The organism is Acidovorax sp. BL-A-41-H1 (assembly GCF_051942715.1).
Map to the genome: position 1 here is coordinate 39,254 of NZ_JBPVJQ010000003.1, position 11,715 is coordinate 50,968.

An 11,715-nucleotide genomic window follows, 5' to 3' on the forward strand; every position below is an offset into this window, starting at 1 on the left:
ATCAATATTGGCGCGTCGGTTCGCCCCGGAGTCCGGCTAGGTGCTGCCCCAGTTGTCTCCAAACACCTGGGCTTGCCGCAGCACCAAGTCCACCGCCTCTTCCTGCAAGTCTGGCGGGTACTTGTACTTGCGCAAGACCCGCTTGACCATCAGTCGCAGCTTGGCCCGCACGCTCTCGCGCTCGGACCAGTCCACGGACAAGTTCTGGCGCAGGTTCTCGGTCAGTTCATGGGCGATCTTCTTGAGGGTTTCGTCGGTGAGTTCTCGAACGGCTGATTCGTTGGTGGCCAGGGCGTCGTAAAAGCGCACTTCGTCTTCGGTCAGGCCCAGTTGCTCGCCCCTGCTGGCGGCCTCGCGGAACTTCTTGGCCATCTCGACCAGTTCTTCCATAACCTGGGCGGTTTCAATCGAGCGGTTCTGGTAGCGCTTGATCACGTTGCCCAGCAGGTCGGAGAACTTCTTTTCCTGCACCACGTTGGTGCCGAAGCGGCTCTTGATTTCGCCTTCGAGCAGACGTTCGAGCAGTTCCACCGCCAGGTTCTTCTCGGGTAGGTTCTTCACCTGCGCCAGGAATTCATCGTCCAGCAGACCGATGTTGGGTTTGTCCAGGCCCACAGCGTCAAAGATGTCCACTACTTGGTCAGACACCACAGCGTTGCTGATGATTTGCCGGATGGCTTCGTCGCGCTGTTCGTCGGTGCGCTTCTTGGCGGTAATGTCCCGTTTGGTCAAGATGACTTTGACGGCCTGCATGAAGGCGACTTCTTCCCGCACTGCCTTGGCTTCGTCCAGCGTGCAGCACAGCGAGAAGGCTTGGGTCAGTGCCAGGGTAGTGTCTGCAAAGCGGCGTTTGCCGTCCTTGCCGCCTTCTTCCCGCAGGCCCAGGATGTGGTTGGCGGCCCTTGCCAGGGTTTGGTGGCCCCCGGTGAGGAAGTCGCTGTAATCGCAGCCATGCAGCATGGATTGCAGGACATCGAGCTTTTCCATGAGGACGCTATACGCCTCGCGGGCATCTACGGTGGGAGTGCCCCGGCCTTTGCTGGCGGTGTACTCCTTCATGGCGGCTTTGAGTTCGTTGCCAATGCCGATGTAGTCCACCACCAGGCCGCCTTGCTTGCCCTTGAAGACCCGGTTCACGCGGGCAATCGCCTGCATGAGGTTATGGCCCTTCATGGGCTTGTCCACGTACAGGGTGTGAACGCAGGGGGCATCGAAGCCGGTGAGCCACATGTCGCGCACGATCACCAGGCGCAGCGGGTCGGGGGGGTCTTTGAAGCGCTTTTCCAGGCGTTTTTTGACCTTGCCGTCGTAGATGTGGGGGCGCAGCAGGGCTTTGTCGCTGGCCGATCCGGTCATCACGATCTTGATGGCGCCTTTCTCGGGGTCTGGGTCGTGCCAGTCAGGGCGCAGCTTGATGATCTCGTTGTACAGGTGCACGCAGATGTCACGGCTCATGGCCACGACCATGGCTTTGCCCGATTGGGCGGTGCTTCGCTCTTCAAAGTGCGCGACCAGGTCAGCGGCCACGCTGGCGACACGGGGTTCGGCACCGACAATCTTTTCCAGGGCGGCCCAGCGGCTTTTGAGCTTGGCCTGCTGGCTTTCTTCTTCGTCCTCGGCCAGCTCATCCACTTCGTCGTCAATGCTGGGCAGGTCTTCGTCTTTCAGCCGCAGCTTGGCCAGGCGAGACTCGTAGTAGATGGCCACCGTGGCGCCATCTTCCTTGGCCTGCTGCATGTCGTAGACGTGGATGTACTCGCCAAACACAGCACGGGTGTCATGGTCGGTGCTGCTGACCGGGGTGCCAGTGAAGCCCACGAAGGTGGCATTCGGCAAGGCATCACGCAGATGCTGGGCGTAGCCCGCCTGGTATTTCTCCTCGCCGGGCTTACCTTTGAGGGTGGCCTTGAAGCCGTATTGGGTGCGGTGGGCCTCGTCCGCGATCACAACGATGTTGCTGCGCTCGGACAGCACCGGGAAGGTGTCTTCATCCTCACCCGGCATGAACTTCTGGATCGTGGCGAAGATGATGCCGCCCGAGGGGCGGTTGCCCAACTTGGCGCGCAGGTCTGGACGGGTCAGTGCCTGGGTGGGCTGCTCCCGCAACAAGTCTTGGGCCAGGCTGAACACCCCAAACAGTTGCCCATCCAAGTCGTTGCGGTCGGTGATAACCACGATGGTGGGGTTCTCCATCGCGGCTTCTTGCATCACACGGGCGGCAAAGCAGGTCATGGTGATGCTCTTGCCGCTGCCTTGGGTGTGCCACACCACACCGCCCTTGCGGGAGGCACCAGGTCGGGATGCGGTCACCACTTCTTCGATGGCGGCGCGCACGGCGTGGAACTGGTGGTAGCCTGCAATCTTCTTGACGAGCTGACCGTCGTCCTCGAACAGGACAAAGTAACGGATGTAGTCCAGCAGGTACTGTGGGGTCAGCACACCACGCACCAGGGTTTGCAGTTCTTGAAACTGCCCCAGTGGGTCGAGGTTTACTCCATCAATCGTGCGCCAAGCCATAAAGCGCTCGGCGTTGGCAGACAGCGAACCCATCAGCGCGTCGGTGCCGTCCGAGATCACCAGCACCTCGTTGTACTGGAACACGTCCGGTATCTGCTCTTTGTACGTCTCGATCTGGTCGAAGGCCTTCCAGATGTTGGCGTTCTCGTCGGCGGGGTTCTTGATTTCCAGCAGCACCAGCGGCAAGCCGTTGAGGAACAGGATGATGTCGGGGCGGCGGGTTTTGTGGGGACCTTTGATGGTGAACTGGTTGACGGCCCACCATTCGTTCTTCTCGGGGTGTGCCCAGTCGATCAGGCGAACGAAGTCGCCGCGTGTCTCGCCATCCTTTTGATACTGGACGGGGACACCACCGACCAACAGCTTGTGAAACGCACGGTTGGCCGACAGCAGGGATGGGATGCCCAAGTCAGTGACTTGCTTGATAGCATCTTCACGAGCTGCAACCGGAATGCCAGGGTTCAGGCGGTTGATGGCTTCGCGCAGCCGGAAAGGCAAGACAACCTCGCGGTAGTCGGCACGCTCGGGCGAAGAACCATCGAAGGCGATGTCGGGGCCGTAGCGGTGGGTGTAGCCCACGTCTTGCAGCCAGGCCAGGGTTTCTTGTTCGAGTTGGTCTTCGGTCATTGTGCAATTCCCTCGATGATTCTTTTGTTCGCACTCGCCTCATGCACTAGCGTGTGTAGAGTGGCGTAGCCATTCATTCAAGGCCAATCCCGTAGTCACCACCACACGGCTCATGGTTTCGTAGGTTTCCTCCATAAATGCGGCAATCTCCCGTGGCGGTTGTGTTTGTTGCTTGCGCGAGAAAGCGCTCAACAGCACCTCAAACGGCGTTTGTTCAGAGTCGCCCCATCCCACCCTGACGGGCAGGCCGCCATGGTGCTTGATGTGGTTCGTCACATCCGCGAGCGCTTGGTATGCGGGGGCTGTGCTCAACGCCTCCAAGGCCTGCTGGATTGGGGCAAGCTCTGGCGCCGTTGTCGTCTCTCGCGCCAATTGGGCGCATACCGTGCCCAGCGACACCCTGCCCAGGGGGATTCGTTGGTCCACGTTCCACCCCAGGCTGTAGTACAGGACATGCGCCAAGTTGTCTGCAATCGCATGCTGCGCCTGCACGCTGGCATACACATAGCCCTCAGCAGCTACAAAAAAGTAGTTGCTGGCGCCCATTCCCTTCACTTCATCCACCCACATCAGCACCCACCAGGGCGTGCCTGACTCCAAAGGCTGGCGCAGGTGTTCATTCACCAATCGCTGATAGTCCTGAAAATGAATGCGCGCATGGATAAGCCGGGTGGTGACTGCACGGAGCACGGGGCGCAAAGCCTCTAACTCGTTCTCACCCCACCGTGCGCACACCAGTTCGCGGGTGCGCGACATATCCCACGATGGTGACCCAGTGCCCGCGAAAAGGTCCGTCATGCCTGCAGCGCAGCGCCCAACGCGGCCTCGGTAGCGGCCTGGGCTTTGGGCAGGCGCAGTTGGCCGGAGATCAGGCGGGGGAGCAGGGTGTCTCTCGTTTCGGCCAGTGTGGTGACTCTCTGCTCATTGATTGAAATAGCCTCGAAGATGGGTTGCACAGCACCATCGAACACGTCGAGCAGATCGGCGGTTGGAATAAGTGCTGGACTGCCAAGAACTGCCGTCGCAGGCAACGCCAATACGGTAGTACCAGTTGCAAATCCAATCGCACGCTCCCGAAAAGCACTTTCCTGTAAAGCGAAGAACAAAAGACTGCGGATAGCTCGCGCTTTTTCTTGCCACTCAGGACGCACGGTGACTTTGTAGACGTGGTGGGAGATGAAGCCTGGGTCGAATCCTATAGGCACAAATGCGGGACGGCCAAGAATGTCGCGGGCTTGCGTCATGTCGGTATTCGCGATGATTAGGTCGCCCGCTTGCACAGAGTGGCGCGGCTTGTACTCACCCGTGTATCGCTTGACTTTTTCTGAGGCAAACACTCGATGGGCGTTGAAGCACCCGAGGTTGAACATGTATGCGCCCTCAGCCTCTGACAGACCGTCACCCTTGTAAGAGCATCCTTTGGTCAACTCGATCAGTTCGCCAAGGGTCGACTCTCGCCACCCCCTCGGCACCTCCCCCAACTCCGACGTTTCAAACCCATCGGGAAACAGCGCTGCGGTGGCCTCGTCCATGCCTTCGGGCGTGCGGTCTTCCATCTTGGCGCGCACGGGGTCGAAATCAACGAACCAGGATTTGAACAGGGCATGGGCGATGGCTTCGAGGGTGGCGTTGGTTTCTCGCAGGAGAGTGATGCGGTCGTCGAGCGCACCTATAAACCCTGCAATGCGTTGCTGCTCATGAATTCCAGGCAATGAGACGGGGAGTGCTTGAATGATGGCTGTGTTCAGATTGGGCATCACAGCCCCCACCGCGTGCGTCCTCAGCCATGAATAAGCAGTCTCACTAGACAAGAACATCGCTAGATATTGCGGGTCAATTCGGGGACTTTGGAGGCGGAGTAGTAAAGCGCCTGTTCCACAGAGTGCACCCTCAAATCTTTCATCGACAATTGCAGATAGGCCTGTAGCTTGCGCTCCGCGTCGTGCAAACAAGATATCGCCAACACGAAGCCGATGTCGGGAAAGCTCGGACGCCTTCGCTGCGTCTACGCGAGGCACGTCGATATCAAGAATCCGTCCTCTTCCAATGGCTTCAGTCGGGATCACTGGGGTCCCAGAGGCCACGTAGTCGTGACTATGCAGTTGTGAGCCGAATGGGCCTGTTTGAACGGTAGCCTCTCCTTCCCGCACCAAGTCACCAATCGTTAGAGAGGCCCACTCAGAACTCATACCCCAGCCCCCCCAGCTTCGCCCGAATCACCGCATCCAGCTCTGCGCCCTTGGCCATTTGCTCGCCCAGCTTTTCGGTGAGCTTTTGCATCTTGTCGGCAAAGGCTTCGTCGTCGTCTTCCACGTCTTCTGCACCCACGTAGCGACCGGGGGTGAGCACATGGCCGTGCTGGGCGATTTCGGCCAGGGGCACGCTGCGGCAAAAGCCTTTCACGTCTTCATAGCTGCCTGCGCCCGGCTCGCCGCGCCAGGCGGCCACCACGGCTTCGATATGGGCAATGGTGTCGTCTGTCAGCTCGGCTTGCACGCGGCTGATCATGCGACCCTGCTTGCGGGCGTCGATGAACAGCACCTCGCCCTTGCGCGCCTTTTTCTTGGCCAGGAACCACAGGCAGGCGGGGATTTGGGTGTTGAAGAACAGCTGGCCGGGCAGGGCTACCATGACTTCGACCACGTCAGCATCGACCATGGCGGCGCGGATCACGCCTTCGTTGTTCTGGCTGGAACTCATGCTACCGTTGGCCAGCACAATGCCTGCACGGCCCGTGGGCTTCAAGTGGTGCAGCATGTGCTGCAACCAGGCGTAGTTGGCGTTGCCGTGGGGTGGGTCGCCAAACTCCCAGCGCGGGTCGCCTTCCAGGCTGCCGTGCCACCAGTCACTGATATTGAAGGGCGGGTTGGCCAGGATGTAATCGGCCCGCAAGTCGGGGTGCTGGTTGCGGGTGAAGGTGTCGGCTGGCTCGCGGCCCAGGTTGTAGTCGATGCCGCGAATGGCCAGGTTCATGGCGGCCAGGCGCCAGGTGGTGGGGTTGGCCTCTTGGCCGTAGATGCTCACGTCACCCAGCTTGCCGCCGTGGGCTTCGATGAATTTCTCACTCTGCACAAACATGCCGCCCGAGCCGCAGCACGGGTCGTAGACCTTGCCTTCGTGCGGGGCCAGGATGGCGACCAGGGTTTTGACGATGCTGGCGGGCGTGTAGAACTGCCCGCCGCGCTTGCCCTCGGCACTGGCGAACATGCCCAGAAAGTATTCGTACACCTGGCCCAGCACGTCGCGGGCAATGGCTGCGTCTTCGCCGAAGCCGATGGTGGAGACCAAATCGACCAGCTCGCCCAGCTTGCCGTCGGGCAATTGCGCACGGGCGTAGCGTTTGTCGAGGATGCCTTTGAGCTTGGGGTTCTCGGCCTCGATCAGCGTGAGGGCGTCGTCTATGCGCTTGCCAATGTCGGGCTGCTTGGCGGCATTGCGCAGGGCTTCCCACCGCGCGCCTTCGGGCACCCAGAAGACGTTGGCCTCCTTGTAGTAGTCGCGGTCTTCCAGCTCGGCTTCAATGTCGGCGGGGTCGGCGTCGCCGTAGAAGTATTCGTCGTCGGGGTTGGTGAGGCGGGCCGTCAGCTCGGCACGGCGGGCGGCGAAGGTGTCGGAGATGTATTTGACGAAGATGAGGCCGAGCACCAGGTGCTTGTATTCGGCGGCGTCCATGTTGGCGCGCAGCTTGTCGGCGGTGGCCCAAAGGGTTTTTTTGATGTCGTCGAGCATGGAGGCTGAGAGAATTTGGCCGCACAACCCGGCTCAAAAGAGCGGGTTGGACGCATAGAAATCACTCGTCCCATCTTACCGTCACGATCACAGATGGATACAGGTCCCTGCGCTCGGTCAACTGTCTTGAGGGCGCAGGCTTCAACTTGAATGGCAACCTACCTGGCCAACGCTCCCTGGCGACAGCGCTTCACTCGTTTCCTTCGCAGTCATTCATATTCGACCTGCATATGATCAACAACGTCGCCCCCAGGGGCATGCTTTCGCAGAGGTCGCACCGGGGGCTTGCTTCGTCTAGACCGTACCGCAGCTCAGTCAGTTTCTGAGGGTGCACGTTTTCAAAGAAGCTTCAGAAGCCGTGCGACAAGCCGTTCCGCGCTTGTAGTGCATAAACCTGTGCGGCTGTTGGTCAGGAAAAGCGATTTGCAAAACGGCCTGTAAAGCCAGGAACGGTCATCAATCGCAAGCCACGGCTCATTGAGAACCTGATTGGCGCGTCGCCACGCATGGCATTCGGCTTCCCGCTCGTAACCAACTAGCGTAGGCGGAACGTCGCGAAGATAGCAGTATTGGGGGGTAACTCCCACGAGCTTGGCAGCCACATTGGGCCCCAGTTTTTCTCGAAGACGCTCTACTGGAATTTGCAGCCTCCAAGTACTCGCGATCACCAGCTTGCAGTCGGGAACCTGGCTGAGAACGCTCTCAAACACGGGTAAGCAGCTAAAGTGTTTTAACTCATGGCAATGCTCCGGATGTAGAACACCGTCGAAATCCAGAAACACGATAGGCATTGGGCGACATCCAAGGGAAGACTCCTGACGCGGAGAATTTTCTTACGACGGGATTTGCAATGAGACTAGTTGGTCGTGGTCTTATTGGTCTCATTGGGCGGAAATCGGGAGTATGTCTTCCCGAAAACAACTCCGACCCAAAGCTGACTTTGGTCGCGCGCTTCAAGTGTTGCGCGCTGCACGGGGCGTGACTCAGGAAGACATGCTTTTTGCGACGAGCCGACGGCACATCAGCCGCGTTGAACAAGGCCACCAAGTGCCGAGCATCCGAACCATAGAGGGATTGGCTGAGAGTTTGCAGATCCATCCTATGACGCTGATCGCGACAGCGTATTGCCAAGGTTTGGAGCTGGCATCGTTCGACGAAATCATTGAGACCGTGAAGGCCGACCTCCAAGCTTTGACCTTGGGTTAGGCCGGGCGAGGTGACCGGCCGTGTTCGACGTCGTTGTGAGTAAGGACACGCAGGCTTTCCATCAGTTCAGCGCCAGTGGGGCCATCCTTACGATGCAAAATCCGGCTCACGATCTCTCTATCAATAGTGATGCTTAGAAGAGTCATCGCCTCATGCAATGTACTCATCGCGACAGCAAAGCCCTTACTCAGCCGCTCGGCACCCGCCTCCGACAGCAGCAACAAAGTGATCGGTAGGGCAGCGCTGCCAGGCCCCTGGTTATCGTCCCAGCCCTTGCCTGCAAGCAAATCCCTCAGTTGCTCTGAGACGAGTAGCAGATGCTGATCATCTAAAGCATCAGGCAAGACTGATTTCCACCCTCGCGAGTTGATGAGGCCTGCCAGTTCAGGCTCTCCAAATGTTCCAAGAGTAGTTTTTTCCACACGCAGCATGTCGGTTGTTCAAGAAATGTGAGACTATTTGGTCCCATTCGGAACCGGGGAGCGCGAAGATAACCGAGCTCCAAGGCGTTATTTCGCTCGTAGCGTTGCCACTGGCGAATGGAATGCATCCGGTTGCCCCGCAGCACAACTTTGGCAACCAATCAGTTGCTTTCCAGGAATCCGTGAAAATTGAAAAGCCGTCTGGATTTCACCCGCTTGGCAGAACTTGATCGGCAGTTTTGCGAATTCGCGAAGCTGCATCGCGATGTCACACCGAGGTGCGGCTGGGTGAAGACCATCCGCCTCGCCCTAGGCATGAGTTCAACGGCCCTTGGTACACGGACCGGAATGACGGCCCAAGGCGTGCGCAAGCTGGAGCAGGCAGAAGCAAATCAAAGTATCTCTTTGAAAACGCTGGCCAAGCTCGCCGATGGCTTGGACTGCGAGGTGCGTTACATACTCCTTCCCCGAAGCAGTTTGCTCGACCAGGTTCTCAAGCAGTCGAGAGAAATCCACGGCACCCAGTTGCCGACCTCTCTCAATGGCACTACTGAAATGCTGCTTGACACGAAGGATCTCGGAGCACTCTCAGCGCTGTTTGCTAATGTGAATAAGCGTGGGTTCTGGCTGTAGGCTTCTGTCCAGGCTGAAGTTTTTCAGCGCAAACATTTCTCAAGCTCCCTTGTCGGCCCGCAGGACGGAGTGGGCTGTCTGAGCAGCATAGGTTTTCAATGCTGGAGGCAAGTTATTCACAATCGCTGGGCCGCGAATAGTTATCCACAATAAGTTACTGAAAATTCACTCAGAGAGAGACGCGACCAGTGGTCAGGACCAGTGGTCATACTGTGGGCGGTACTGGACTACCTGGTCGAAAGAACTGGATTACGCAGCGAGGAAGCCCTGAATCTCGCGCACCGTCATGCCGCGCGCGTACATCGTATCCGTCCGGTGACCCCATATTGAAAGCGCCGTGAGAAGCGGGCATCGTGTCCACGATTGGAGGATCGTGGAGACGATGGAACAGTTTTCAAGCGAAGGCCGGCCGCGCCGGCGTGAATACAGCAAAGCGTTCAAGGCACAGTTGGTGGCAGCGTGCGCGCAGCCCGGAGCCAGTGTCGGTGGTGTGGCCTTGTCGCACGGACTGCACGCGAACATGGTGCACCGATGGATTCGGGAGGCGGGCCCTGTGCGCGCGCAACCGGGCGTCGGTACGGATGCTGAGCCCGGCTTCATCTCGCTGCCGCTCACGGCAATGGCCGCCAGCACCCATGATGAGCAAGCGCTGGCTGCGTTTGCGCCATCCCCGCCTTTACCGCCGCCATCTGCGCCAGTCCAGGTGCGCCTGCAACGCGGCGAACTGGTGGTCAGTCTGCAGTGCCCAATGGGCCAGTGCGGGGCGCTCTTGCGCGAGGTGTTGCGGTGATCCGGGTCGATGCGGTCTGGATGTCCACGCAACCGCTGGACATGCGCACCGGCCCCGAGACGGCCCTGGCCAGAGTGGTGCAAGTCTTTGGCGCGGCCCGCCCGCACCACGCTTATCTCTTTGCCAACGCACGGGCCAACCGCCTGAAGGTACTGGTGCACGATGGTTTTGGCGTCTGGCTGGCCGCAAGGCGCCTGAACCAAGGCAAGTTTGTCTGGGGCGATGAGCGCCTGGGTCCCCAACTGACGCTGAGCGCCGAGCAACTGCAGGCACTGGTCACCGGCTTGTCCTGGCAGCGCCTGGGAGAAGACGCTGTGATCACGGTGCTGTGATGTTGGTCGCCCGTGCTATGGCGTTCAATTCGTGGATATGCCAGTAGGCGGCTGCCCACCCATCGGGGATGATGACGGCCATGAACGAACCGGTGGATCTGCAGAGCATGGACGAGGCGCAAATGCGCCAGATGCTGCAGCACCTCATGAGCGAGCTCAAACACAAGCAGACGCTGCTGGACAAGCTCAGCTACGAGATGGCCATCCTCAAGCGGCTGAAGTTCGCCGCCAAGACTGAGGCATTGAACGCCGATCAGCGCAGTCTGCTGGAAGACGCGCTCGAAGAAGACCTGCAGGGAGTGCGTCCGCAGCGGCCGAAAGGGTCGACAACGGGGTGCGAATCGGCCCTCGAATGACCCGAATCACGCCGCAGTTGCCGCCATCTGAAAACTCGCGCATCTGCACTCGTCGCAACGAGCGTTGTGCAGACCTTCCCTAACGATAGGCTTGGCATGAATGATCCACTCGGGCCCTGTCGCCAAGTTCGTGAATCTTTAGGCCAGGCCTCTTCTCACCTCTTTTGCCAAGTCGAAAATCGTTGCTATCAGCGGAGCGTTCTGTCGTTCGCGACGACAGATGAAGTCGACGTGGGTGGCCATTGCTGTATCCAGAATCTTCAGCTTCACAAGACGCGGATCTGGAACATAGGCTGTCTCGGCAACGACGCCTAGTCCTATTCCTTGTGCGACTGCCTCGCGGACAGCCTCCCGGCTTCCCATCTCCAGCGCAACCTGGATGTTGATATTGCGGGCAATTAGCTCGCTCTCGTAGACTCTTCTTGTCGTTGAACCTTCCTCACGTATGACGAAGCGCTGGCTCTGAAGGTCCTTGAGCACTATCTCACCGCACCGGGCTAGGGCGTGCTCTCGGTTCGCAAAGACCACCAGGCGCTGTGACCTGTATGGCATGCAATGGAGTTCGGGGTGCTCGGCGTGATTGAGGACCACGCCGACATCACCCTGGTAGTCGAGGAGCTTTTCCGTGATTGAGCGGGAGTCGCCTACACGGACAGAGACCTCGACCTGGGGATGGCGGCTCCCGAAGGCCTTCAGAACAGGGACTACGTTGTACGGGCCGATCGCGTGAATCACAAGACGCCCGACGAATCGGTTTTTGGCTGCTGCCAAAAGGGCGTGCGCATCTTCCTCGCCGCTGAATGCCCGCCGCGTGTAGTCCAGCAGAGTCCTGCCAAAGGTAGTCAGCTCAAGCCGGCGGCCTTGACGAAGAAAAAGCTCCACGCCGTACTCATTCTCCAGGCGCTGAATATGCGCTGAGATGGTGGGCTGCTGTAGATCAAGCAGCTTCGCAGCAGCAGTCATGCTTCCGGCCCTTGCCGTCGCATCAAAGGCTTTCAAAGCCGCAAGTAGCGTGAGTCCAGACATAGGTGTTATCTATAGATACCCCTATTTTTCGGGGTGCAAGTTTCATATTGATGACACGTTCCACGAACAAACTGCAC

At 59.0% G+C, this 11,715-nt stretch carries 12 protein-coding genes; 5 read left to right on the forward strand and 7 right to left on the reverse strand.

Going from position 1 to position 11,715, the window contains the following annotated elements; translation table 11 throughout:
* Positions 1–36 precede the first annotated feature (36 nt).
* The 5 genes from ACTPOI_RS01360 to ACTPOI_RS01380 form a co-directional block, all read right to left on the reverse strand.
* Positions 37–3,144, reverse strand: a complete 3,108-nt coding sequence (locus ACTPOI_RS01360) for a type I restriction endonuclease subunit R (protein ID WP_421563353.1) — start codon at positions 3,142–3,144, stop codon at positions 37–39.
* Between the two features lie 39 nt (positions 3,145–3,183).
* Entirely contained in the window at positions 3,184–3,900 is a 717-nt protein-coding gene (locus ACTPOI_RS01365) for a hypothetical protein (RefSeq protein ID WP_304305415.1), read from the reverse strand.
* A gap of 38 nt (positions 3,901–3,938) precedes the next feature.
* Positions 3,939–5,333: a restriction endonuclease subunit S gene (locus ACTPOI_RS01370; protein WP_304305416.1), complete on the reverse strand. Its 1,395-nt coding sequence runs from the start codon at positions 5,331–5,333 to the stop codon at positions 3,939–3,941.
* A complete protein-coding gene (locus tag ACTPOI_RS01375; RefSeq protein WP_304305417.1) occupies positions 5,323–6,873 on the reverse strand; it encodes a type I restriction-modification system subunit M in 1,551 nt (516 codons plus the stop codon). The genes ACTPOI_RS01370 and ACTPOI_RS01375 overlap by 11 nt, the downstream gene beginning before the upstream one ends.
* Before the next feature lie 338 nt (positions 6,874–7,211).
* Complete coding sequence (locus ACTPOI_RS01380; protein ID WP_304305418.1) at positions 7,212–7,664, reverse strand: HAD domain-containing protein; 453 nt, start codon at positions 7,662–7,664, stop codon at positions 7,212–7,214.
* A gap of 112 nt (positions 7,665–7,776) precedes the next feature.
* On the opposite strand from ACTPOI_RS01380, the gene ACTPOI_RS01385 reads away from it, so the two are divergent.
* The gene (locus ACTPOI_RS01385; protein WP_304305419.1) at positions 7,777–8,079 is read left to right on the forward strand and encodes a helix-turn-helix domain-containing protein; all 303 of its coding nucleotides are present in this window, start codon (positions 7,777–7,779) and stop codon (positions 8,077–8,079) included.
* On the opposite strand, the gene ACTPOI_RS01390 is transcribed toward ACTPOI_RS01385, so the two are convergent.
* Positions 8,076–8,510, reverse strand: coding sequence for a hypothetical protein (locus ACTPOI_RS01390; RefSeq protein WP_304305420.1), 435 nt, complete (start codon positions 8,508–8,510; stop codon positions 8,076–8,078). The two genes, ACTPOI_RS01385 and ACTPOI_RS01390, sit on opposite strands and share 4 nt — an antisense overlap.
* 180 nt (positions 8,511–8,690) lie before the next feature.
* Here ACTPOI_RS01390 and ACTPOI_RS01395 point away from each other — a divergent pair, with 180 nt between their 5' ends.
* The 4 genes from ACTPOI_RS01395 to ACTPOI_RS01410 all read left to right on the forward strand — a co-directional run bounded on the left by ACTPOI_RS01395 (position 8,691) and on the right by ACTPOI_RS01410 (position 10,612).
* Positions 8,691–9,134 carry a helix-turn-helix domain-containing protein gene (locus ACTPOI_RS01395; RefSeq protein ID WP_304305421.1) on the forward strand — a complete coding sequence of 148 codons (444 nt, stop codon included), beginning with the start codon at positions 8,691–8,693 and terminating at the stop codon, positions 9,132–9,134.
* 382 nt (positions 9,135–9,516) lie between these two features.
* On the forward strand, positions 9,517–9,924 hold the full coding sequence (tnpA, locus tag ACTPOI_RS01400; RefSeq protein ID WP_233250285.1) for an IS66-like element accessory protein TnpA: 408 nt from the start codon (positions 9,517–9,519) through the stop codon (positions 9,922–9,924).
* Positions 9,925–9,944: 20 nt separating this feature from the next.
* On the forward strand, positions 9,945–10,256 hold the full coding sequence (tnpB, locus tag ACTPOI_RS01405; RefSeq protein ID WP_108497518.1) for an IS66 family insertion sequence element accessory protein TnpB: 312 nt from the start codon (positions 9,945–9,947) through the stop codon (positions 10,254–10,256).
* Positions 10,257–10,336: 80 nt separating this feature from the next.
* Positions 10,337–10,612 (forward strand): transposase, encoded by a 276-nt coding sequence (locus ACTPOI_RS01410; RefSeq protein WP_204298269.1) that lies wholly within the window; start codon positions 10,337–10,339, stop codon positions 10,610–10,612.
* Positions 10,613–10,750: 138 nt separating this feature from the next.
* Here the strand turns inward: ACTPOI_RS01410 and ACTPOI_RS01415 are convergent, their stop codons facing one another.
* On the reverse strand, positions 10,751–11,638 hold the full coding sequence (locus tag ACTPOI_RS01415; RefSeq protein WP_440105700.1) for a LysR substrate-binding domain-containing protein: 888 nt from the start codon (positions 11,636–11,638) through the stop codon (positions 10,751–10,753).
* Positions 11,639–11,715: the final 77 nt, after the last annotated feature.